General features: G+C 61.6%; 24 protein-coding genes. 14 read left to right on the forward strand and 10 right to left on the reverse strand.

Translation table 11 applies throughout. From position 1 onward, the window contains the following. The first annotated feature begins 263 nt into the window (after nt 1–263). From metX to ACYYKW_RS02565, 6 genes are read left to right on the forward strand one after another with little or no spacing between them, the layout of a single operon-like run. Complete coding sequence (gene metX / locus ACYYKW_RS02540; RefSeq protein ID WP_464989332.1) at nt 264–1,403, forward strand: homoserine O-succinyltransferase MetX; 1,140 nt, start codon at nt 264–266, stop codon at nt 1,401–1,403. Between the two features lie 7 nt (nt 1,404–1,410). Then, the gene (gene metW, locus ACYYKW_RS02545; RefSeq protein ID WP_090287153.1) at nt 1,411–2,031 is read left to right on the forward strand and encodes a methionine biosynthesis protein MetW; all 621 of its coding nucleotides are present in this window, start codon (nt 1,411–1,413) and stop codon (nt 2,029–2,031) included. A gap of 25 nt (nt 2,032–2,056) precedes the next feature. Next, the gene (locus tag ACYYKW_RS02550; protein ID WP_464989333.1) at nt 2,057–2,491 is read left to right on the forward strand and encodes a DUF4426 domain-containing protein; all 435 of its coding nucleotides are present in this window, start codon (nt 2,057–2,059) and stop codon (nt 2,489–2,491) included. Then, nucleotides 2,488–3,084 (forward strand): RdgB/HAM1 family non-canonical purine NTP pyrophosphatase, encoded by a 597-nt coding sequence (gene rdgB / locus ACYYKW_RS02555; RefSeq protein ID WP_464989334.1) that lies wholly within the window; start codon nt 2,488–2,490, stop codon nt 3,082–3,084. Before ACYYKW_RS02550 ends, rdgB begins: the two co-directional genes overlap by 4 nt. Next, nucleotides 3,081–4,286, forward strand: a complete 1,206-nt coding sequence (gene hemW / locus ACYYKW_RS02560) for a radical SAM family heme chaperone HemW (RefSeq protein WP_464989335.1) — start codon at nt 3,081–3,083, stop codon at nt 4,284–4,286. The genes rdgB and hemW overlap by 4 nt, the downstream gene beginning before the upstream one ends. Nucleotides 4,287–4,313: 27 nt before the next feature. Further along, entirely contained in the window at nt 4,314–4,637 is a 324-nt protein-coding gene (locus ACYYKW_RS02565; protein ID WP_003229134.1) for a DUF3392 domain-containing protein, read from the forward strand. 129 nt (nt 4,638–4,766) lie between these two features. On the opposite strand, the gene trmB is transcribed toward ACYYKW_RS02565, so the two are convergent. The 4 genes from trmB to ACYYKW_RS02585 all read right to left on the reverse strand — a co-directional run bounded on the left by trmB (nt 4,767) and on the right by ACYYKW_RS02585 (nt 7,138). Next, complete coding sequence (gene trmB, locus ACYYKW_RS02570; protein WP_093097446.1) at nt 4,767–5,492, reverse strand: tRNA (guanosine(46)-N7)-methyltransferase TrmB; 726 nt, start codon at nt 5,490–5,492, stop codon at nt 4,767–4,769. Nucleotides 5,493–5,501: 9 nt separating this feature from the next. Further along, nucleotides 5,502–6,296 (reverse strand): thiazole synthase, encoded by a 795-nt coding sequence (locus ACYYKW_RS02575; protein WP_090287163.1) that lies wholly within the window; start codon nt 6,294–6,296, stop codon nt 5,502–5,504. Between the two features lie 189 nt (nt 6,297–6,485). Beyond that, nucleotides 6,486–6,686 (reverse strand): sulfur carrier protein ThiS, encoded by a 201-nt coding sequence (gene thiS / locus ACYYKW_RS02580; protein WP_172833235.1) that lies wholly within the window; start codon nt 6,684–6,686, stop codon nt 6,486–6,488. A gap of 71 nt (nt 6,687–6,757) precedes the next feature. Further along, nucleotides 6,758–7,138 (reverse strand): DUF423 domain-containing protein, encoded by a 381-nt coding sequence (locus ACYYKW_RS02585; RefSeq protein WP_093097444.1) that lies wholly within the window; start codon nt 7,136–7,138, stop codon nt 6,758–6,760. A 74-nt stretch (nt 7,139–7,212) separates the two neighbouring features. Between ACYYKW_RS02585 and mtgA the strand changes: the two genes are divergently transcribed. Further along, complete coding sequence (mtgA, locus tag ACYYKW_RS02590) at nt 7,213–7,935, forward strand: monofunctional biosynthetic peptidoglycan transglycosylase (RefSeq protein WP_093097442.1); 723 nt, start codon at nt 7,213–7,215, stop codon at nt 7,933–7,935. A gap of 207 nt (nt 7,936–8,142) precedes the next feature. On the opposite strand, the gene rpoH is transcribed toward mtgA, so the two are convergent. From rpoH to ftsY, 4 genes are all read right to left on the reverse strand, one after another. Then, nucleotides 8,143–8,997, reverse strand: a complete 855-nt coding sequence (rpoH, locus tag ACYYKW_RS02595) for an RNA polymerase sigma factor RpoH (protein WP_007913617.1) — start codon at nt 8,995–8,997, stop codon at nt 8,143–8,145. A gap of 115 nt (nt 8,998–9,112) precedes the next feature. Beyond that, a complete protein-coding gene (gene ftsX, locus ACYYKW_RS02600) occupies nt 9,113–10,138 on the reverse strand; it encodes a permease-like cell division protein FtsX (protein ID WP_093097439.1) in 1,026 nt (341 codons plus the stop codon). Beyond that, a complete protein-coding gene (gene ftsE / locus ACYYKW_RS02605; RefSeq protein ID WP_003229148.1) occupies nt 10,135–10,806 on the reverse strand; it encodes a cell division ATP-binding protein FtsE in 672 nt (223 codons plus the stop codon). The genes ftsX and ftsE overlap by 4 nt, the downstream gene beginning before the upstream one ends. Next, nucleotides 10,803–12,296 carry a signal recognition particle-docking protein FtsY gene (ftsY, locus tag ACYYKW_RS02610; RefSeq protein ID WP_464989336.1) on the reverse strand — a complete coding sequence of 498 codons (1,494 nt, stop codon included), beginning with the start codon at nt 12,294–12,296 and terminating at the stop codon, nt 10,803–10,805. Before ftsY ends, ftsE begins: the two co-directional genes overlap by 4 nt. A gap of 344 nt (nt 12,297–12,640) precedes the next feature. Here ftsY and ACYYKW_RS02615 point away from each other — a divergent pair, with 344 nt between their 5' ends. The 4 genes from ACYYKW_RS02615 to ACYYKW_RS02630 all read left to right on the forward strand — a co-directional run bounded on the left by ACYYKW_RS02615 (nt 12,641) and on the right by ACYYKW_RS02630 (nt 17,156). Then, the gene (locus tag ACYYKW_RS02615) at nt 12,641–13,996 is read left to right on the forward strand and encodes a M16 family metallopeptidase (RefSeq protein ID WP_093097431.1); all 1,356 of its coding nucleotides are present in this window, start codon (nt 12,641–12,643) and stop codon (nt 13,994–13,996) included. Then, entirely contained in the window at nt 13,989–15,479 is a 1,491-nt protein-coding gene (locus tag ACYYKW_RS02620) for a M16 family metallopeptidase (protein WP_464989337.1), read from the forward strand. Before ACYYKW_RS02615 ends, ACYYKW_RS02620 begins: the two co-directional genes overlap by 8 nt. Further along, nucleotides 15,479–16,093, forward strand: coding sequence for a 16S rRNA (guanine(966)-N(2))-methyltransferase RsmD (gene rsmD / locus ACYYKW_RS02625; RefSeq protein ID WP_090287180.1), 615 nt, complete (start codon nt 15,479–15,481; stop codon nt 16,091–16,093). The genes ACYYKW_RS02620 and rsmD overlap by 1 nt, the downstream gene beginning before the upstream one ends. 67 nt (nt 16,094–16,160) lie before the next feature. After that, nucleotides 16,161–17,156 carry a hydrolase gene (locus tag ACYYKW_RS02630; RefSeq protein WP_464989338.1) on the forward strand — a complete coding sequence of 332 codons (996 nt, stop codon included), beginning with the start codon at nt 16,161–16,163 and terminating at the stop codon, nt 17,154–17,156. Between the two features lie 98 nt (nt 17,157–17,254). Here ACYYKW_RS02630 and ACYYKW_RS02635 read toward each other — a convergent pair whose 3' ends face one another. Both ACYYKW_RS02635 and ACYYKW_RS02640 read right to left on the reverse strand, forming a co-directional pair. Continuing rightward, nucleotides 17,255–18,109: a sulfurtransferase gene (locus ACYYKW_RS02635; RefSeq protein ID WP_464989339.1), complete on the reverse strand. Its 855-nt coding sequence runs from the start codon at nt 18,107–18,109 to the stop codon at nt 17,255–17,257. A 30-nt stretch (nt 18,110–18,139) separates the two neighbouring features. Then, nucleotides 18,140–18,811, reverse strand: coding sequence for a TetR/AcrR family transcriptional regulator (locus tag ACYYKW_RS02640; protein WP_007913599.1), 672 nt, complete (start codon nt 18,809–18,811; stop codon nt 18,140–18,142). Nucleotides 18,812–18,958: 147 nt separating this feature from the next. On the opposite strand from ACYYKW_RS02640, the gene ACYYKW_RS02645 reads away from it, so the two are divergent. The 3 genes from ACYYKW_RS02645 to ACYYKW_RS02655 all read left to right on the forward strand — a co-directional run bounded on the left by ACYYKW_RS02645 (nt 18,959) and on the right by ACYYKW_RS02655 (nt 22,694). Then, entirely contained in the window at nt 18,959–20,389 is a 1,431-nt protein-coding gene (locus ACYYKW_RS02645; protein WP_464989340.1) for a coniferyl aldehyde dehydrogenase, read from the forward strand. Nucleotides 20,390–20,418: 29 nt separating this feature from the next. Further along, entirely contained in the window at nt 20,419–20,964 is a 546-nt protein-coding gene (locus ACYYKW_RS02650) for a twin-arginine translocation pathway signal protein (RefSeq protein ID WP_093097417.1), read from the forward strand. A gap of 134 nt (nt 20,965–21,098) precedes the next feature. Next, nucleotides 21,099–22,694, forward strand: coding sequence for a GMC family oxidoreductase (locus ACYYKW_RS02655; protein ID WP_464989341.1), 1,596 nt, complete (start codon nt 21,099–21,101; stop codon nt 22,692–22,694). Nucleotides 22,695–22,728: the final 34 nt, after the last annotated feature.

The following is a 22,728-nucleotide window of genomic DNA, read 5'->3' on the forward strand; positions in this document are numbered from 1 at the left end:
CGGGGGATGGGTGTACGTCTTGATGTAGGCGTCGCCTGCGCCCCTCACCCCAGCCCTCTCCCGAGGGAGAGGGAGCCGATCGGGTTGTTTTCAAGACCTGAGTCGACCCAATATCTCGGGCCAGCGTCACTCTGAAGATCACCGCGGTCAGTCCCCTCTCCCTCCGGGCGGTCCGACGCTTCGGGAGGGTTAGGGTGAGGGCCGCTTGCCGCTACCGACCCCGGTCTTTAGACTTACGCCTCATTTCAACGAGAGCAGGGTCGATGCCAACTGCCTTTCCCCCCGATTCTGTTGGTCTGGTCACGCCGCAAACCGCGCACTTCAGCGAACCGCTGGCGCTGGCCTGTGGTCGTTCGCTGGCCGCCTATGACCTGATCTACGAAACCTACGGCACGCTGAACGCGCAGGCGAGCAACGCGGTCCTGATCTGCCACGCCCTGTCCGGCCATCATCATGCGGCCGGCTATCACAGCGTCGACGACCGCAAGCCCGGCTGGTGGGACAGCTGCATCGGCCCTGGCAAGCCGATCGACACCGACAAGTTCTTCGTGGTCAGCCTGAACAACCTCGGCGGCTGCAACGGCTCCACCGGCCCGAGCAGCGTCAACCCGGAGACCGGCAAGCCGTTCGGCGCCGACTTCCCGGTGCTCACCGTGGAAGACTGGGTGCACAGCCAGGCACGCCTGGCCGACCTGCTCGGCATCGCCCAGTGGGCGGCGGTGATCGGCGGCAGCCTCGGCGGCATGCAGGCGTTGCAGTGGACCATCACTTACCCGGACCGCGTGCGTCACTGCCTGGCCATCGCCTCGGCGCCGAAGCTGTCGGCGCAGAACATTGCATTCAACGAAGTGGCGCGGCAGGCGATTCTCACCGACCCGGAGTTCCACGGTGGTTCGTTCCAGGAACAGGGCGTGATCCCCAAGCGCGGGCTGATGCTGGCGCGCATGGTCGGGCACATCACCTACCTGTCCGACGACTCGATGGGCGAAAAATTCGGCCGGGGTCTGAAGAGCGAAAAGCTCAACTACGACTTCCACAGTGTCGAGTTCCAGGTCGAAAGCTACCTGCGCTACCAGGGCGAAGAGTTCTCCGGACGCTTCGACGCCAACACCTATCTGTTGATGACCAAGGCGCTGGATTACTTCGATCCGGCGGCGAACTTCAACGATGATCTGGCGAAAACCTTTGAAAACGCCACGGCGAAATTCTGCGTGATGTCGTTCACCACCGACTGGCGTTTCTCCCCGGCCCGCTCGCGCGAGTTGGTCGACGCGCTGATGGCTGCGCGCAAGGACGTCAGTTATCTGGAAATCGACGCACCGCAGGGCCACGACGCCTTTCTGATTCCGATCCCGCGTTATTTGCAGGCGTTCGGCAATTACATGAACCGCATCACGCTGTGAGAAAGCCATGAGAGCTGATCTGGAAATCATCCAGGAATGGATCCCCGCCGGCAGCCGCGTCCTCGACCTGGGTTGCGGTAATGGCGAGCTGCTGAGCTGGCTACGCGACAACAAGCAAGTCACCGGCTATGGCCTGGAAAACGACGCCGAGAACATTGCCGAGTGCGTAGCCAAAGGCATCAACGTCATTGAGCAGGATCTGGACAAGGGACTGGGCAATTTTGCCAGCAACAGTTTCGACATCGTCGTCATGACCCAGGCCCTGCAAGCCGTGCACTACCCGGACAAGATCCTCGACGAAATGCTGCGCGTCGGCCGTCAGTGCATCATCACTTTCCCGAACTTCGGCCACTGGCGCTGCCGCTGGTACCTGGCGAGCAAGGGCCGCATGCCGGTGTCCGAGTTTCTGCCGTACACCTGGTACAACACGCCGAACATCCACTTCTGTACGTTTGAAGACTTTGAAGCACTGTGCCGCGAACGTGACGCCAAGGTCATTGATCGGCTTGCCGTGGATCAACAGCACCGCCACGGGTGGGCCAGTAAGCTATGGCCTAATCTGTTAGGTGAGATCGGTATCTACCGGGTCAGCAGCCCGCTGTTGGCCGACCACAAGGTCGCGGTCTGAGCCGGGTTATTCGAGGAGCACGAACATGAGTCGTCTAGCGTTGTTGTTATTGACTGCCTGCCTGAGCGCCAGCGCCCTGGCGGCGGACGTCATCAAAGGCGAGCGCCAGGAAACCTTCGGCGACCTCACGGTGCACTACAACACCTTCAACTCGACGTTCCTGCAACCGGACATCGCCAGGGCTGCCGAGCTGATCCGCAGCAAGCACCAGGGCGTGATCAACGTCTCGGTGATCAAGGACGGCAAACCGCTGATCGCCAGTGTCACCGGCACGGTCAAGGACCTGACCAGCGCCAGCGTGCCGCTGAATTTCCGCCAGGTTACCGAACAGGGCGCGATCTACTACATCGCCCAATACCCGGTGCCGCAGCAGGAAACCCGTACCTTTGAAATCAAGGTGCAGAACGGCGACAAGATCAACACCCTCAATTTCAACCAAGAACTTTTTCCCGGCGAATGATGAACATCAAGCAGCTCGTACTGGCCAGCCATAACGCCGGCAAACTCAAAGAACTTCAAGCGATGCTCGGCGACTCGGTGCAACTGCGCTCGATCGGCGAGTGGAGCAAGGTCGAGCCGGAAGAGACCGGCCTGTCGTTCGTCGAAAACGCGATTCTCAAGGCACGCAACGCTGCACGCATTTCCGGGCTGCCGGCGCTGGCCGACGATTCCGGTCTGGCGGTGGATTGCCTCGGTGGTGCGCCGGGCATTTATTCCGCACGTTACGCCGATGGCAAGGGCGATGCGGCGAACAACGCCAAACTGCTCGACGCTTTGAAAAATGTGCCGGAAGCCGAGCGCGGCGCGCAGTTCGTCTGCGTGCTGGCGCTGGTGCGTCACGCTGACGATCCGTTGCCGATTCTGTGTGAAGGCCTTTGGCAGGGGCGGATTCTGACCGCGGCCAGCGGCGAACACGGTTTTGGTTATGACCCGCTGTTCTGGGTGCCGGAACGTAACGTGTCCAGCGCCGAGCTGAGCCCGGCGGACAAGAACCAGATCAGCCACCGCGCCCGCGCCATGGTGCTGCTGCGCCAGCGTCTGGGTTTGCAATGAGCCGTGACGCTTCTGCGTCGTCGCTGATTGTCGGCGGCGCCGCCTCCTCGCCTCGGGCCCCGCTGCCAACGCTGCCGCCCCTGTCGCTGTACATCCATATTCCGTGGTGCGTGCGCAAATGCCCGTATTGCGACTTCAACTCGCACACCGCGAGCCCCGTGCTGCCGGAGCAGGAATACGTCGATGCGCTGCTGGCCGATCTCGATCAGGATCTGCATGCGGTGTATGGCCGTAAGCTGACCTCGGTTTTCTTCGGCGGTGGGACGCCCAGCCTGTTCAGTGCCGAAGCCCTTGGACGTTTGTTGAAGGGCGTCGAGCAGCGCATTTCGTTTGCCGACGACATCGAAATCACGCTGGAAGCCAACCCCGGTACTTTCGAACAAGAGAAATTCGTCGCCTACCGCAAGCTCGGCATCAACCGGTTGTCGATCGGCATCCAGAGCTTCCAGCAGGAAAAACTCAAGGCGCTCGGGCGCATCCACAATGGCGACGAAGCGGTGCGCGCCGCCGGTATGGCGCGCCAGGCCGGGTTCGATAACTTCAACCTCGACCTGATGCATGGCCTGCCCGATCAATCGCTGGACGATGCCTTGAGCGATCTGCGCCAGGCCATCGAACTGCAGCCGACGCACATTTCCTGGTATCAGCTGACGCTGGAGCCGAACACGGTGTTCTGGAACCAACCGCCAGTGCTGCCGGAAGACGACACGCTGTGGGATATTCAAGAGGCCGGGCAAGCGCTGCTGGCCGAGCACGGTTACGCGCAGTACGAAGTCTCGGCCTATGCCCAGCCCGGCAAACCGGCGCGGCATAACCTCAATTACTGGAGCTTCGGCGACTTCATCGGCATCGGCGCGGGTGCGCACGGCAAGCTCAGCCACCCGGACGGGCGCATCGTGCGCACCTGGAAAACGCGACTGCCCAAGGACTATCTCAACCCGGCGAAAAACTTCCAGGCCGGCGAGAAAGCCCTGAGCAACGATGAGCTGCCGTTCGACTTCCTGATGAACGCGTTGCGCCTGACCGCGGGCGTCGAATCACGCCTCTACCCCGAGCGCACCGGCCTGTCACTGGACACGCTTGCCGAAGGCCGGCGCGAGGCCGAACAAAGCGGCCTGATGCAGGTCGAACCGTCACGTCTGGCGGCCACCGAGCGCGGACAATTGTTCCTCAACGACTTGCTGCAACAATTTCTGAGCTGAGCCCAACGGCGGCCTAAGGATAAACCCATGGATTTGATACTCGACCTGCTCGCCACCGTCTCCCGCTGGAGCCGCAGCAACCTCTCGGAAATCGCCCTGGCACTGGTCGGTTGCCTGCTGGTGCTGTTCGGTGCGGATTTCAAAGGTTGGGTCGAGCAACGCCTGGGCAGCATCGCCGGCGCCCTGCGCGTACCGCTGATGGCCTTGCTGTGCGTGATCGGCAGCGGCGCCGCACTGATCTACGCCACGCCGTGGGTAGTCAAGGGCTTGAGCCAGTTCAACAACTACAGCCTGGCGCCAGTGTTGCTGGTGGTGCTCGTATTGATCGGCGTAGTCGCCGACCGCCGCTAAATTCAATACACCAAAAAACACTGTAGGAGTGAGCCTGCTCGCGATAGCGGTATGTCAGTCGGCATAAATATTGACTGATCCACCGCTATCGCGAGCAGGCTCACTCCTACATTGGGGACTGCGTGAGGCTCAGGCGATCTTTTCGAACTTCAGATCCCACACGCCATGACCAAGTCGTTCGCCGCGGCGTTCGAATTTGGTGATCGGGCGTTCGGCCGGGCGCGGTACGCATTTGCCGTCTTCGGCGAGGTTGCGATAGCCCGGGGCGACGCTCATCACTTCCAGCATGTACTCGGCGTACGGTTCCCAGTCGGTGGCCATGTGCAGAATCCCGCCGACCTTCAACTTGCTGCGCACCAGTTCAGCGAAGGACGCCTGAACGATACGACGCTTGTGGTGACGACTCTTGTGCCATGGGTCCGGGAAAAACAGCATCAGACGGTCAAGGCTGTTGTCGGCGATGCAACGGTTGAGCACTTCGATCGCGTCGCAATCGTAGACCCGCAGGTTGGTCAGGCCCTGCGTCAGTACGCCGTTGAGCAGCGCGCCGACACCCGGACGGTGCACTTCAACGCCAATAAAGTCCTGCTCCGGCGCGGCCGCCGCCATTTCCAGCAGCGAGTGGCCCATGCCGAAACCGATTTCCAGCGAGCGCGGTGCCGAGCGGCCGAAGACCTGGTCGTAATCGACCGGCGCATCAGCCAACGGCAGCACGTACAGCGGCGCGCCTTGGTCCAGACCGCGTTGCTGGCCTTCGGTCATGCGCCCGGCGCGCATCACGAAACTCTTGATGCGGCGGTGTTGGCGCTCGTCGCCTTCGTCCGGCTGGACAGGCGTGTCGTTCGATTCAGTCATCAATGGCTCTTACTTGATCAGACCATCCAGCGGCGAAGAGGCGCTGGCATAGAGTTTTTTCGGCATACGGCCGGCGAGGTAGGCCAGACGACCCGCGACGATGGCGTGTTGCATGGCTTGCGCCATCATCACTGGCTGCTGGGCGTGGGCAATGGCCGAGTTCATCAACACCGCATCGCAACCCAGCTCCATGGCGATGGTTGCGTCGGACGCAGTGCCGACCCCGGCATCGACCAGCACAGGAATCTTGGCTTCTTCGAGAATGATTTGCAGGTTGTACGGATTGCAGATGCCCAGACCCGAACCGATCAGGCCGGCCAGCGGCATTACGGCGATGCAGCCGATTTCCGCCAGTTGCCGGGCGATGATCGGGTCATCGCTGGTGTAGACCATCACGTCGAAGCCTTCCTTGACCAGCGTTTCCGCGGCCTTGAGGGTTTCGATCACGTTGGGGAACAGGGTTTTCTGGTCAGCCAGCACTTCCAGCTTCACCAGGTTGTGGCCGTCGAGCAGCTCACGGGCCAGGCGGCAGGTGCGCACGGCTTCGACGGCGTCGTAGCAACCGGCGGTGTTCGGCAGGAACGTGTAGCGCTCCGGCGACAGCACGTCGAGCAGGTTCGGCTCGCCTTCGATCTGACCGAGGTTGGTACGGCGCACGGCGAAGGTGACGATCTCGGCACCCGAGGCTTCGATGGCCTGACGGGTTTCTTGCATGTCACGGTACTTGCCGGTACCGACCAGCAAACGCGACTGGTAGGTACGACCGGCCAGCACAAAAGGCTTGTCGCTACGAACGATGCTCATAAGGAATCCTCTTTAGGAGTGAGGGTCTTGCAGAATTCTTCAATAACCAAACGCTGTGAAAACGTCGCGAGCGAAGTAAAGACAAGGCAAAAACAGGCGAGGAAGCGGAGTTTACTGGTTGTAAATGAGCATTCCGAGCCTGTTTTTAACGCAGTATTTACGAGCGCAGCAGTTTTCACAGTGTTTGGATCAGCCGCCGCCGATGGCGTGTACTACTTCGACGTTATCGCCGTCGTTCAGCGTGGTGTCGGCATGCTGGCTGCGCGGGACGATATCCAGATTGAGTTCGACTGCTACCCGGCGTCCGGTCAGTTCCAGGCGGGTAATCAGCGCCGCAACGGTCTCGCCGTCGGGCAATTCAAGGGGTTCGCCGTTCAATTGAATGCGCATGCACAACGCCGCCATCATTTTTAGGGGCTGGCATTCTAGCCCGATCATGACCTAAAGGTCAGTACCAAGCGTCAAGCGGTTGGCTGCAAACGCCAGGCGGCGAGGCCGAGGCAAACCCAACCGATCAGAAACGAGAGGCCGCCGAATGGGGTGATGATGCCGAGCTTGCTGATACCCGTCATGGTCAACACGTACAGGCTGCCGGAGAACAACAGAATGCCGACGGCAAAGGACACGCCGGCCCAAGTGATCAGCCGCCCCGGAATCTGCGTGGCCAGAAGCGCGACCCCGAACAGCGCGAGGGTGTGCACCAGTTGATAGGTGACGCCGGTGTGGAAAATCGTCAGGTATTCCGGGGTCAGGCGATTTTTCAGGCCGTGGGCGGCGAACGCGCCCAACGCGACCCCGGTGAAACCGAAAAAAGCGGCCAGCATCAAAAAGCCACGCAGCATTGGGAACTCCAGTCAGACGCAATCGGCAGGGTCTGTATAATGGCCCGCTCCACCGGTTCGGCCAAGCCATCTCTATGCTGCGTTCCATATTCCGTCGTCTTGTGAAGGCTCTGCTCTGGTTCGCCGGTGGCAGCATTCTGTTGGTGCTGCTGTTTCGCTTCGTGCCGCCACCGGGCACCGCGCTGATGGTCGAGCGCAAGATCGAATCGTGGATCGACGGCGAGCCGATCGACCTGCAGCGCACCTGGAAGCCGTGGGACGAGATCTCCGACGATCTGAAAGTGGCGGTGATTGCCGGCGAAGACCAGAAATTCCCCGAGCACTGGGGCTTTGATCTGCGCGCGATCCAGGCCGCCCTCGCCCACAACGAACTGGGCGGTTCGATTCGCGGCGCCAGTACCCTGAGCCAGCAAGTGTCGAAAAACCTGTTCCTCTGGGCCGGACGCAGTTATCTGCGCAAGGGGCTCGAGGCCTGGTTTACCGCGCTGATCGAGGTGTTCTGGCCCAAGCAGCGGATTCTCGAGGTGTACCTGAACAGCGTCGAATGGGATGACGGCGTGTTTGGCGCCGAAGCGGCGGCTCGTCATCACTTTGGCGTGAGTGCGAAGTCGCTGTCGCGACAGCAGGCGAGTTATCTGGCGGCGGTGTTGCCTAATCCGCGGGTATGGAGCGCAAGCCGGCCAACCGGTTATGTATCGCGCCGGGCCGGGTGGATTCGGCAGCAGATGAGTCAGTTGGGTGGCGATAGTTATTTGTTGGGCCTCAATGATTCGCGGCGGGCGCCGTGGTCCCGATAGCCAGTCACTGTTCTTGTAGACACTGAAAACCCCTGTGGGAGCGGGCTTGCCCGCGATAGCAGTAGTTCAGCCAACATCTACATGACTGAAAGGACGCCATCGCTGGCAAGCCAGCTCCCACAAGGATTGATGCCGCCCTGAAATATGCGAATAAAAAACGCCCCGATCATCGCTGATCGGGGCGTTTTTGTTCGCCGGGGGCGCCGGTTAAGCGGCGATCGACAATTTGAGCTTGTTCATCGCACTTTTCTCAAGCTGACGAATCCGCTCGGCCGACACGTTGTACTTCTGCGCCAGGTCGTGCAGCGTGGCTTTTTCTTCGGCCAGCCAGCGCTGGTAGAGGATGTCGCGGCTGCGTTCGTCCAGCACTTCCAGCGCTTCGTGCAGGTTGCTGTTGGAGTTGTCGCTCCAGTCGGCATCTTCCAGCTGACGCGCCGGGTCGTACCGGTGGTCTTCCAGGTAATTGGCCGGCGACTGGAAAGCGCTGTCGTCGTCCGCTTCCGCGGCCGGGTCGAAGGCCATGTCATGGCCGGTCAGGCGACTTTCCATCTCGCGCACTTCGCGCGGTTCGACGCCGAGGCTTTCCGCCACACGGTGGACTTCCTCGTTGTTCAGCCACGCCAGACGCTTCTTCTGGCTGCGCAGGTTGAAGAACAGCTTGCGCTGGGCCTTGGTGGTCGCGACTTTCACAATGCGCCAGTTGCGCAGGATGAACTCATGAATTTCCGCCTTGATCCAGTGCACGGCGAACGACACCAGACGCACACCCATTTCCGGGTTGAAGCGCTTCACGGCCTTCATCAGGCCGACGTTACCTTCCTGGATCAGGTCAGCCTGAGCCAGACCGTAGCCGGAATAGCTACGGGCAATGTGTACGACAAATCGCAGGTGGGCGAGCACCATCTGCCGAGCCGCCCCCAGATCCTGCTCATAGTAGAGACTCTCGGCCAGTTCACGCTCCTGCTCCGGCGTCAGCAATGGAATGCTGTTCACGGTGTGCACATAGGCTTCCAGGTTCGCACCCGGAACCAACGCGTACGCAGGTTGCAAAGAATTGGTCATGCGAAAAAACCTCCCACTTACATACTCGTGCCTCTCGGCACTGCGAAAAATTGACCGGGAACTCAGGTACAAGTTCCCATAAAAACCGCAAGGTCAATCACGCGCAAAAAAGATTCTACTTCGGCGCCAGCTCCCTGAGATGACGTGCGACTGCAATCCATGCACCGATATAACCCAACAGCACCGCGCCAAGCAAGAGCGACAAACCGTCCGCCACTGGCACACCGGCCAGGGCGAAATCACTGCCGTACAAGCCGGCCAGTCCGACCACCGCATCGTTCAGCCAGTTCAGGCCGAACGCCAATACACCCCAGGACAACAGCCCTGCACCGAAGCCATACAACGCGCCCATATAAAGGAAGGGACGCCTTACATAACTGTCAGTGCCGCCGACGAGTTTAATCACTTCTATCTCGGTGCGGCGGTTTTCAATATGAAGACGAATGGTATTGCCTATCACCAAAAGTAATGCAGAAACCAGCAGCACCGTCAGACCGAAGACAAACCGATCGCCCAGCTTGAGGATGGCGGCCAGACGCTCGACCCAGACTAGATCAAGTTGCGCCTGTTGTACCTTGGGCAACTCGGAAAGTTTTTGTCTTAATGCTTCGAGTGTCGGCTTGTCGACTTCGTTCGGTGTCACCAGCACCACACCGGGCAAAGGGTTCTCGGGCAGTTCGCGCAGGGCTTCGCCGAGGCCGGACTGCTGCTGGAATTCCTCGAGCGCCTGATCGCGGCCGACATATTCAGCATCAGCGACGCCGGGCATGCCTTTGATCTGCTCGCGCAACGACTCGCCCTGCTCTGGCGTCGCATCGAGTTGCAGGTACAAAGAGATCTGCGCCGCGCGCTGCCACGAACCGCCGAGACGTTCGACATTGTTCAGCAGCAGCGACAAGCCCATCGGCAAGCTCAACGCCACGGCCATCACCATGCAGGTGAAAAAGCTGCCGATCGGCTGTTTGCCGAGGCGGCGCAGGCTGTCGAGCAGGCTGGCACGATGACTTTCAATCCAGGCGCGGAACAGCGTGGCGAAGTCCGGGCCGTCATCATCGTCGTGTTTTTTCTTTTTCGGCGGCTGCGGATCGGCGGCTTTCGGCGCCACACGTTCGGAAACCTTCGGGCTGCGTGTCGCACTCATACTCCGGCCTCCCCGTCGCCAATCAAGCGGCCGCGTTGCAGTGTGAGCATGCGGTGACGCATGCGCGCGATCAGTGCCAGGTCGTGACTGGCGATCAGCACGCTGGTGCCCAGACGGTTGATGTCTTCGAACACACCCATGATTTCCGCCGCCAGACGCGGGTCGAGGTTACCGGTCGGTTCGTCCGCCAGCAGCAAGGCCGGGCGATGGACGATGGCGCGGGCGATGCCGACGCGCTGTTGTTGACCGGTGGACAGGTCGCCCGGGTACAGATCGGTTTTATCCGACAGCGCTACGCGCTCCAGCGCCGAATCGACGCGCTTGGCGATTTCGGCCTTGGACAGGCCGAGGATCTGCAACGGCAAGGCGACGTTGTTGAACACCGTGCGATCAAACAGCAACTGGTGATTCTGGAACACCACGCCGATCTGCCGGCGCAGAAACGGAATCTGCGCGTTGCTGATGGTGCTCAGGTCCTGCCCGGCGAGCAGCAGTTTGCCACTGGTCGGCCGCTCCATCGCCAGCAACAGGCGCAACAGCGTGGATTTACCGGCACCAGAGTGGCCGGTGACAAACAAGAACTCGCCACGACGCACTCGAAAGCTCAGCTCATGCAAGCCGACGTGACCGTTCGGGTAGCGTTTACCGACCTGTTCGAAACGAATCATGAACGCTCCCGCTCGGCAAACAATGCCTGGACAAAGGGTTCGGCTTCAAAAGTACGCAAGTCATCAATGCCTTCGCCGACGCCGATGTAGCGGATCGGCAGACCGAACTGCTTGGCCAGGGCGAAGATCACCCCACCCTTGGCTGTGCCATCGAGTTTGGTCAGGGCCAGGCCGGTCAGTTCGACGGTCTGGTTGAATTGCTTGGCCTGGTTGATCGCGTTCTGCCCGGTGCCGGCGTCGAGCACCAGCAGCACTTCGTGCGGCGCGTCGGCGTCGAGTTTGCCAATCACCCGGCGAACCTTTTTCAGCTCTTCCATCAGGTTGTCTTTGGTGTGCAGACGACCGGCGGTGTCAGCGATCAACACATCGATGCCACGGGCCTTGGCGGCCTGCACGGCGTCGAAGATCACCGACGCCGAATCGGCACCGGTGTGCTGGGCAATCACCGGAATCTTGTTGCGCTCGCCCCAGACCTGCAATTGCTCGACTGCCGCGGCACGGAAGGTGTCACCGGCGGCGAGCATGACTTTCTTGCCTTCCAGTTGCAGCTTCTTCGCCAGTTTGCCGATGGTAGTGGTTTTGCCGGCGCCGTTGACGCCGACCACCAGAATCACGAACGGCTTGTTCTGCGAGGCGATCTTCAGCGGTTGTTCGACCGGCTTGAGCATGGCGGCCAGTTCGGCCTGCAGCGACTTGTACAGCGCATCGGCGTCGGCCAGCTCTTTGCGCGCAACCTTCTGGGTCAGGCGCTGGATGATCTGCGTGGTGGCTTCGACACCGACGTCGGCGGTAAGCAGACGGGTTTCGAGGTCGTCGAGCAAATCGTCATCGATGGTTTTGCGGCCGAGGAACAGGCTGGCCATGCCCTCGCCGATGCTCGCGCTGGTCTTGGACAGGCCTTGCTTGAGGCGGGCGAAGAAACCGGCTTTGGTTTCTTCGGTGCGCGGGGCTTCTACAGGGGGTTCGGCAGGCGCTTCATCCGGCACGACTGGCGCAGCGACAACCGACGCAGGCACTGGAGCAGGAGCAGGTTCAGGTGCTGGCTCGGGCGCTTGCACGACCGGAGCCACTGGCGCAGGAACAACCGGCGCCGGCTCGATGACCGCTTCCACCACCGGCTCGGGCTCGACAGCAGGCGCCCCCGCCACTTCCGGAATCGCCGGCGTCACATGCGGCGCTGCCTCTTCAACGAAGGCCACCGGTTCTTCTGCCACCGGCAAGGTCAGCCACGGCTCGGCGGTCGGCGTCAGCGGCAGTTCGGCAGCGGCCGGCGCTTCAGGTTCGGCTTCAGCCTCCGGTTGCAGCACGGGTTCAGTGATCGGCAGCACAATCGGCGCCGGCTCTTCTTCTATAACTGGCGCTGCAGGCTCAGGAATTGCGGGCGGCTGTTCGACGACGGGTTCCTGCGGTTTTTTCCGCAGCCATCCGAACAGGCTTTTCTTCTCGCCAGCCGCAGCTGGGCTCTTCTTGTCGTCGTTGGAACCAAACATGGAGGACGGCTATCTCACGGTAGCGACGCGCCAACAAGGCGCCCCGGCAAATAAATATTCGATGCAGAACAGACTGTGTTTCACCCAGCTTGTTCACGCGCAACATTTTGTCGAGGCGCCAAAGGCACCTCAAGGATCGTTTTAACGAAGGGTTAAACCGGTAAAAAACGGCGAAAAAGCGCACTCTGGTCTATAAAACGCAGCCTTCTGCCATGAACCCATACAGCCCAATCAGCGTTCGAAGCCTGATAGACGTGGTCGCCGGTAAAACGGATCAGTATCCTAGCACCTCCTCGCCCGCCTAGGCTAAGACCAGGCAGGCAGCCCAACAGGTTAAAAAACGAATGAATGCTCTAGCCCGCCGCGCTGCAGGCCTGCTGCTTTGCACAGTCTGCCTGCCCCTTTCGGCCCTGGCGGCCGACCCGCAACCGACCCACGAATTCATCCTCGACAACGGCCTCAAGGTCGTTGTGCGCGAAGACCATCGCGCGCCGGTGGTGGTTTCGCAGATCTGGTACAAGGTCGGCTCCAGCTACGAAACCCCGGGCCAGACCGGTCTGTCTCACGCCCTCGAGCACATGATGTTCAAGGGCAGCGAGAAAGTCGGCCCCGGCGAAGCCTCGCTGATCCTGCGGGATCTGGGCGCCGAAGAGAATGCCTTCACCAGTGACGACTTCACCGCGTACTACCAGGTGCTGGCCCGTGATCGTCTGGGCGTGGCCTTCGAGTTGGAAGCCGACCGCATGGCCAACCTGCGCCTGCCGGCCGACGAATTCGCCAAGGAAATCGAAGTCATCAAGGAGGAGCGTCGGCTGCGCACCGATGACAAGCCGATGTCCAAGGCTTACGAGCGTTACAAGGCAATGGCCTACCCGGCGAGCGGCTATCACACGCCGACCATCGGCTGGATGGCTGACCTCGACCGCATGAAGGTCGAAGAGCTGCGCCACTGGTATCAGTCCTGGTACGTGCCGAATAATGCCACGCTGGTGGTGGTCGGCGACGTCACCCCGGACGAGGTGAAAAACCTCGCCCAGCGCTATTTCGGCCCGATCGCCAAGCGCGACGTGCCCCCGGCGAAAAAGCCGCTGGAACTGGCTGAACCGGGCGAGCGCCAGATCACCCTGCGCGTGCAAACCCAGCTGCCGAGCCTGATGCTCGGCTTCAACGTACCCAGCATCGCCACCGCTGAAGACAAGCGCTCGGTCAACGCCCTGCGCCTGATCTCGGCACTGCTCGATGGTGGCTACAGCGGTCGTATTCCGACACAGCTCGAACGTGGTGAAGAACTGGTGTCCGGCGGCTCCTCGGACTATGACGCCTATACCCGTGGCGACAGCCTGTTCACCCTGTCCGCCACTCCGAACACGCAAAAGAAAAAGACCATCGCTCAGGCGGAGGCCGGGTTGTGGAAACTGCTGGAGCAACTGAAAACCACCGCGCCGTCGGCCGCAGAGCTGGAGCGCGTGCGTGCGCAGGTGATTGCCGGTCTGGTCTTCGAACGTGATTCGATCACCAGTCAGGCCACCGCCATCGGCCAACTGGAAACGGTCGGTCTGTCGTGGAAGCTGATGGACACCGAGCTGGCCGACCTGGAAAGCGTGACCCCGCAAGATATCCAGAACGCCGCGAAAAAGTATTTCACCCGCGAACGTCTCAGCGTCGCCCACGTCCTGCCTTTGGAGACGACTCATGAGTGAGCGCAAAGCCCCACGCCTGATGCTGCTTGGCCTGATCGCTGTCGCGGTGATCGGCTCGGCGGCGGTTTATCTGTCGCCAAGCGCTGACAGCCATGCCAGCGAAGCGCTGGATAACGCCAAGTCCACGCAGAAACTGCAATCGCTGGCCGAACTCGACGGCAAGGCACCGGCCAGCCGCAAGCTTGACGTACAGACCTGGAGCACCGCCGAAGGCGCCAAGGTGCTGTTCGTCGAAGCCCACGAGTTGCCGATGTTCGACATGCGTCTGATCTTCGCCGCCGGCAGCAGTCAGGACGGCAACGCAGCGGGGCTGGCGGTGTTGGCCAACGCGATGCTCAACGAAGGTGTGGCCGGCAAAGATGTCGGCGCCATCGCGCAGGGTTTTGAAGGCCTCGGTGCGGATTTCGGCAACGGCGCGTTCAAGGACATGGCGCTCGCTTCGTTGCGCAGTCTGAGCGCGGCCGACAAACGTGAACCGGCGCTGAAGCTGTTTGCCGAAGTGGTTGGCAAACCGACCTTCCCCGCCGACTCCTTCGCGCGCATCAAGAACCAGATGCTGGCCGGTTTCGAATACCAGAAACAGAACCCCGGCAAACTCGCCAGCCTCGAGCTGATGAAACGCTTGTACGGCGATCACCCGTACGCGCATTCAAGCGACGGCAACGCGCAAAGCGTGCCGAAGATCACCCTGGCGCAGCTGCGTGATTTCCACGCCAAGGCTTACGCCGCCGGTAACGCGGTGATTGCGCTGGTCGGTGACTTGTCGCGCGCCGAAGCCGAGGCGATTGCCAATCAAGTGTCCGGCGCACTGCCAAAAGGCCCGGCGCTGGCGAAAATCGCAGCACCACAGGAGCCGAAAGCCAGCGTCAATCACATCGAGTTCCCGTCGAAGCAAACCAACCTGATGCTCGCGCAACTGGGCATCGACCGCGACGACCCGGATTACGCTGCGCTGTCGATGGGCAACCAGATCCTTGGTGGTGGCGGTTTCGGCACGCGCCTGATGAGTGAAGTGCGCGAGAAACGTGGCCTGACCTACGGCGTGTACTCGGCATTCAGCCCGATGCAGGCCCGCGGCCCGTTCATGATCAACCTGCAGACCCGCGCGGAAATGAGCGAAGGCACCCTGAAGCTGGTGCAGGACGTACTTGCCGATTACCTGAAAACCGGGCCAACGCAAAAAGAGCTCGACGACGCCAAACGCGAACTGGCCGGCAGCTTCCCACTGTCCACTGCGAGCAATGCCGATATCGTCGGCCAGCTCGGGGCGATGGGCTTCTATAATCTGCCGCTGAGTTATCTCGACGATTTCATGCGTCAGTCGCAGAGCCTGACCGTCGAGCAAGTGCGCGACGCGCTGAACAAACACCTGAGCACGGACAAAATGGTCATCGTCACCGCTGGCCCGACCGTGCCGCAAAAGCCGTTACCGGCCCCATCTGATAAACCTGCCGAGCAACCGCTCGGGGTTCCGGAGCATTAATGGCGACTCGTTCCCCAAAAAAACCTGCGCATAACGTCCACAACGGTGTGAACCAGTTGCGCATCATTGGCGGCCAATGGCGCAGCCGCAAGCTGAGCTTCCCCGACGCGCCGGGCCTGCGCCCGACGCCGGACCGCGTACGTGAAACCCTGTTCAACTGGCTGGCGCCGTACGTTGAAGGGGCCAAGGTGCTCGACCCGTTCGCCGGCAGCGGCGCGCTGTTTCTCGAAGCGCTGTCCCGTGGCGCGGCGATGGGCCAGGCACTGGACGCGAGCAACATCGCCGTGTCCAGCCTTAAGGAACACCTCGGCACTCTGCGCTGCACCAACGGCCAGGTGCAGACCGCCGACGCCTTGCGCTATCTGGAAACCCAGACCGCTACGCCGTTCGATCTGGTATTCCTCGATCCGCCGTTCAACCAGAACCTGCTGCCGGCGGTGTGCACGCTGCTGGAAGAGCGGCAGTGGCTGGCGGCCGATTCGTGGATCTACACTGAAAGCGAAACCGCGCCGTCGACCCTCGGCCTGCCGGGCAACTGGCGCCTGCACCGCGAACAAAAGTCCGGTCGGGTCTACTACGCGCTGTGGCAGCGTTCGACGCACATCGACGCCTGACCTGTAGCGAGCGACAACCTGTGACAAGGGAGCCTGCTCCCTTGTCCTACGCACATCGAGAACCATCGTGCCCCCTTCGTCTGAACGCTTCGTCCCCGCCTTCGGCCTCGGAAATCCGCACTTGCAGACTTTGTGGGGCCCGCTGTGGCGCAAAACCGTGCACATCGAGCGCGAGCGTGAGCGCCTATGGCTGGAAGACGGCGATTTTCTTGACCTCGACTGGCACGGCCCGCACAGCGCCGAGGCGCCGTTGGTGCTGGTGTTGCACGGGTTGACCGGCTCTTCCAACTCGCCTTACGTGGCCGGCATCCAAAAGGCCCTGGCTGATCAGGGCTGGGCCAGCGTTGCGCTGAACTGGCGTGGCTGTTCGGGCGAACCGAACCTGCTGCCGCGCAGCTACCATTCCGGCGCCAGCGAAGATCTGGCCGAGACCATCAAACACTTGCATGCGAAACGCCCGCTGGCGCCGTTGTTTGCTGTCGGCTACTCGCTCGGTGGCAACGTTCTGCTCAAGCATCTGGGCGAGAGCGGCAGCGCCAGTGGCCTGCAGGGCGCGGTGGCGGTCTCGGTGCCATTCCGCCTCGATCAGTGCGCCGACCGTATCGGCCAGGGTTTCTCCAAGGTTTATCAGGCGCACTTCATGCGCGAGATGGTCGCTTACATCAAGAACAAGCAGCGGCAGTTTCAGCATGACGGTCGCGAGGATGGCCTGGCGAAACTGGCGGCGCTTGGTTCGCTGGAAAACATGCGCACGTTTTGGGATTTCGACGGCCGCGTGACCGCACCACTGCATGGTTTCGACGACGCCGAGGATTACTATCGCCGCGCCTCGAGTCGCTATTTTCTCGGCGAGATTCGCACGCCGACCCTGATCATCCAGGCGGCGGACGATCCGTTCGTATTCCCGCACAGTCTGCCGCAGGCCGATGAGCTGTCGGCTTGCACGCACTTCGAGCTGCAGCCGCGCGGCGGGCATGTCGGTTTTGTCGATGGCTCGGTTCGCATGCCGGGTTACTACCTGGAGCGACGGATTCCGCAGTGGTTGCGCACACGGCCCCTGTAGGAGTGAGCCTGCTCGCGATGGCGGTGTGTCAGTTAAAGATGAAGTGACTGACAGGGCGCCATCGCGAGCAGGCTCACTCCTACAGGGGTACGCGTTGTTTATTCGCCCGTGGCAATGCCTCGCGAGGGTTCGTTGATCCACTCGCTCCACGACCCGGCATACAGAGCACCCACCGGATAACCGGCCAGGCACAGGGCGAACAGGTTATGACACGCCGTCACCCCCGAGCCGCAGTAGGCAACCAACTCCGACGGCGAGCGATCGCCCAGTTTCGCCGCAAAACGCTGCTTGAGCTGATCTGCCGGCAGAAAGCGCCCGTCGCTGCCGAGGTTCTCCGTGAACGCCGCGCACTGCGCACCGGGGATGTGCCCGGCGACCGGATCAATCGGTTCCACTTCGCCTTTGAAGCGCGGCAGCGCGCGGGCATCGATCAAGGTCAATGACGGTTGACCCAGGCGCTGCTGCAATTGCTCGGCGCTGAGCAGCAGGCTCATGTCTGGCTGTCCACTGAAATGGCCGCGGGCGATGGTCGGCGGATCCAGACTCAGCGGCAGCCCCGCCGCATGCCAGGCTTTGAGCCCGCCGTCGAGAATGAACACGCCGTCGCGCTTGCCCAGCCACGCCAGCAACCACCACGCCCGTGCCGCGTAGGCCCCCGGGCCGTCGTCGTAGAGGACCACGTCGCTGTCATTGCTGATGCCCCACCCTTGCAGGCGCTCGATCAGCGCCGCCGGCTCGGGCAGCGGATGACGGCCGCTCACGCCCTTGATGACTTTGCCGCTCAGGTCCCGTTCGAGATCGGCGAAGCTTGCCCCGGCGATGTGCCCTTCGGCGTAGCTGCGCTGACCGTAGTCCGGGTCTTCGAGGGCGAAACGACAATCGAGGATCACCAACCCCGGCTGCGCCTTGCGGGCGTCCAGTGCGACGGGGCTGATCAGTTGCGCAATCGGCATAACGGGCTCCTGGGTATCAACACAAAAGGCTTATTTGACGTCTTCGAGGGCTTGGGCCAGCGGCACGTAGAACTCTTCGAACAGCGCATTGACCTCGTCGCGCGCCTGCTCGGTGACAAACCCGGCTTCCAGCACCAGCACCTGATACACGCCACGCTTGATGGCTTGTTCGCTGAGGTGGTTGGAGTTTTCCCGGGTGGTGCACAGGAACCGTACCCACGAGGTCAGGATGATCCAGGCGTTGAGGGTCAGCGATTCGATCTGCACGCGGTCCATGTCGAGAATGCCGGCGGCGACGAAACCTTCGTAGATCGCTGCGCCTTGAATCACGCAGCGCTGGGAAAAGCGCCGGTAACGCGCGGCCAGCTCCGGATCGCTGTCGAGCAGGTGTTCGAGGTCGCGGTGCAGAAAACGGTAGCGCCACATCGCCGAGAGCAGTTCCTTGAGATAGAAACGCTTGTCTTCGACCGTCGCTGCCCGCCCCTGCGGCGGGCGCAGGAAGCTGTCGACCAGGCTTTCGTACTCACTGAACAGCACGGCGATGATCGCCTGCTTGTTGGGGAAGTGGTAGTACAGGTTGCCCGGAGAAATCTCCATGTGGGCGGCAATGTGGTTGGTGCTGATACTGCGCTCGCCCTGCTGATTGAACAGTTCGAGGCTGTTGAGCACGATACGCTCGCTGGTTTTTATTCGTGGGGCCATGGCTTGAGCTTTAATTCAGAGTGCGTGTGGAGGCATCTTACGACCTAACCGGAAATGGATAAAACACTGCGGTGCATGGAAGTCATTTGACTTTCTAGAGCATAGACTCTAAAAAGCTCGTCACTACAATAAAATCCGGAGCAGACCATGACTGCCGATATTGCCTATCTGCAAACGCTGCAGCCCGCGCTGGCCGAGCTGGATCGGTTGTTCGAGGCGCAACGTTCCGCCTACGCCGCCAATCCGATGCCGCCTGCGGCGCAGCGCCAGCAATGGCTCAAGGCACTGGCGGATCTGCTCAGCAGCGAACGGCAGGCCTTGATCGCCGCCATCAGCGCGGATTTCAGTCATCGCAGCGCCGATGAAACCCTGCTCGCCGAACTGATGCCGAGCCTGCACGGCATTCATTACGCCAGCCGTCATCTCAAAGGCTGGATGAAAGCCTCGCGGCGCAAGGTCGGCGTGGCGTTTCAGCCGGCTTCGGCAAAAGTGGTCTATCAGCCGCTGGGCGTGGTCGGCGTGATCGTGCCGTGGAATTACCCGTTGTATCTGGCCGTCGGCCCGCTGGTCGGCGCGCTGGCGGCGGGCAATCGGGTGATGCTCAAACTCAGCGAGTCGACCCCGTCCACCGGGCTGCTGCTCAAGGAATTGCTGGCGCGAATTTTCCCCGAAGACCTGGTCTGCGTGGTGCTCGGCGAGGCCGATATCGGCGTGGCGTTTTCCCGCCTGCGCTTCGATCACTTGCTGTTCACCGGCGCCACCAGCATCGGCAAACATGTGATGCGCGCCGCGGCGGAAAACCTCACCCCGGTGACTCTCGAACTGGGCGGCAAATCCCCGGCCATCGTCTCGCAGGATGTGCCGCTCAAGGACGCCGCCGAGCGCATCGCCTTCGGCAAGACCCTGAACGCCGGGCAGACCTGCGTCGCCCCGGATTACGTGCTGGTGCCGGAAGATCGCGTCGGCGCTTTCGTCGAAGCCTACCGCCAGGCCGTGCAAGGTTTTTACCCGACGCTCGCCGACAATCCGGACTACACGGCGATCATCAACGACCGTCAGTTGGCGCGTCTCAACAGCTACGTCAGCGATGCGACCAGCAAGGGTGCGCTGCTGATTCCGCTGTTCGAACAGGGCCAGGGCCGACGCATGCCGCACAGCGTGCTGCTGAATGTCAGCGATGACATGACCGTGATGCAGGACGAAATCTTCGGTCCACTGCTGCCAATCGTGCCGTATCGGGATTTGCAGCAGGCATTTGCTTACATCAATCAGCGCCCACGTCCTCTGGCTCTTTACTACTTTGGCTACGACAAACGCGAACAGCAGCGCGTGCTGCATGAAACCCATTCCGGCGGCGTGTGCCTCAACGACACGCTGCTGCATGTCGCGCAGGACGACATGCCGTTCGGCGGCATCGGTGCGTCCGGCATGGGTCATTACCACGGCCACGAAGGTTTCCTGACGTTCAGCAAAGCCAAAGGCGTGCTGATCAAACAGCGTTTCAACGCCGCCAGGCTGATCTACCCGCCCTACGGCAAAACCCTGCAGAAGCTGATTCAAAAACTGTTCATTCGCTAAACGCTGGTCACCGCCGGGTAATAAAAACAATGCACCCAAGCCTGACTGAAACACCCGCGCTGTCGCGCCGTGGCCTGCTTAAATTCAGCCTCGGCGCCACAGCGTTCCTCGCCACCGCCGGTCTCGGCGCCAGCCTCAGTGGCTGCTCGGCGAGCATCGCGGCCAACGGTTTTATCTCACTGCGCGACGGCGATCTGCTGTTTCTGCGCGCGCTGATTCCGGTGATGCTCGACGGCGCCGTCGCGGCCGAGAAGCTGCCGACTGCGGTCGATGGCACGCTCAAGTCGCTGGACTACAGCCTCGATCACCTGTCGCCGGAAATGCTCAAGCTCACCCGACAACTGTTCGACGTGCTGGGCATGGCGGTCACGCGCGGGCCGCTCACCGGCATCTGGGGCAGTTGGGAAAACGCCAGCCCTGCGGCCATGCGGCATTTCCTCGAGCGCTGGGAAAACAGCTCGTTGAGCCTGTTGCGCATGGGCCATAGCTCGCTGCAACAGATGGTGATGATGGCGTGGTACACGCGCCCGGAATCCTGGGGGCACTGCGGATATCCCGGCCCGCCCACGGTTTGAGAATCGCGCCGCTCCCTTCGCGAGCAGGCTCGCTCCCACATAAGGAATGCACTTCAAATGTGGGAGCGAGCCTGCTCGCGAAGGGGCCAGTCGCCACACCTTGCATCCAAAAATAATAAAAGAGAGCCCGACCGATGCCCGTACCCGATCCTTTCCGCGAAGGCCTCGCCCGCGGCTGGAAAACCTACAACGGTTCGCAACTGACCGACGACCTGACCCTTGAAGCCGACGTAGCGATCATTGGCAGCGGCGCTGGCGGCGGTACCACTGCGGAAATCCTCAGCGCGGCCGGTTACAAAGTCCTGCTGATCGAAGAAGGCCCGCTGAAAACCAGCTCCGACTTCAAACTGCTTGAGGCCCAGGCCTACAGCAGCCTTTATCAGGAAGGCATCGGGCGCATGAGCAAGGACGGTGCGATCACCATTCTGCAAGGCCGGGCGGTCGGCGGCACGACGCTGATCAACTGGACTTCGAGCTTTCGCACACCCGATCCGACCCTCGAACACTGGGCCAGGGAACACAACGTGAAAGGCCACAGCCCGGCCGAAATGGCACCGTGGTTCGAAAAAATGGAGCAACGCCTCGGTGTTGCGCCATGGTTGGTGCCGCCGAACGCCAATAACGACGTGATCCGCAAAGGCTGCGAACAGCTCGGCTACAGCTGGCATGTGATCCCGCGCAACGTGCGCGGCTGCTGGAATCTCGGCTATTGCGGCATGGGCTGCCCGGCCAACGCCAAGCAATCGATGCTGGTCACGACCATCCCGGCGACCCTGGAAAAGGGTGGCGAGCTGCTCTATCTGGCGCGCGCGGAAAAACTGCTGATCAGCGGTGACAAGGTGACCGGCTTGCAATGCGTGGCCATGGACGAGCGCTGCGTCGAGCCGACCGGCCGTCGCATCACTGTGCAAGCGCGGCATTACGTGCTGGCTGGCGGCGGCATCAACAGCCCGGCGCTGCTGCTGCGCTCGGACGCGCCGGACCCGCACGAAAATCTTGGCAAACGCACCTTTCTGCACCCGGTGAACATGTCCGCCGCGCGCTTCGACGACGTCATCAACCCGTTCTACGGTGCGCCACAGTCGATCTATTCCGACCATTTCCAGTGGAAGGACGGCATCACCGGGCCGATGGCCTTCAAACTCGAAGTGCCGCCACTGCACCCGGCGCTCGCGGCGACGTTGCTCGGCGGCTTCGGTGAAGAAAATGCGCAGCACATGGCCGACCTGCCGCACACCCATGCCATGCTTGCCTTGCTGCGTGACGGTTTTCATCCGGACAGCGTGGGTGGCGCGGTCGAGCTGCGCGGCGACGGTTCGCCGGTGCTCGACTATCAAGTTTCGCCTTATGCCTGGGACGGTTTGCGCCGGGCCTTTCACGTCATGGCTGAAATCCAGTTCGCCGGTGGTGCCAAATCCGTCATGCCGATGCACGCCGACGCGCGCTACGTGAAAACCTTGGGCGAAGCGCGCAGCCTGATCGACGGCCTGAGCCTTGAGCTGTATCGCACGCGCCTGGGCAGCGCCCATGTGATGGGCGGCTGCGCCATGGGCGAGGATGCCAAAAGCGCGGTGACCGACAGCCTCGGGCGCCATCATCAATTGGCCAACCTGTCGATCCATGACGGCTCGCTGTTCCCCACCAGCATTGGCGCCAACCCGCAATTGTCGGTGTATGGCCTGACTGCGCAACTGGCGACGTCCCTCGCCGATCGGCTGAGAAACCCATGAAAAAACCGACGATTGCCGGCGTCTATAGTGCTTT

The sequence above is a fragment of the Pseudomonas sp. 15C genome (assembly GCF_055484735.1).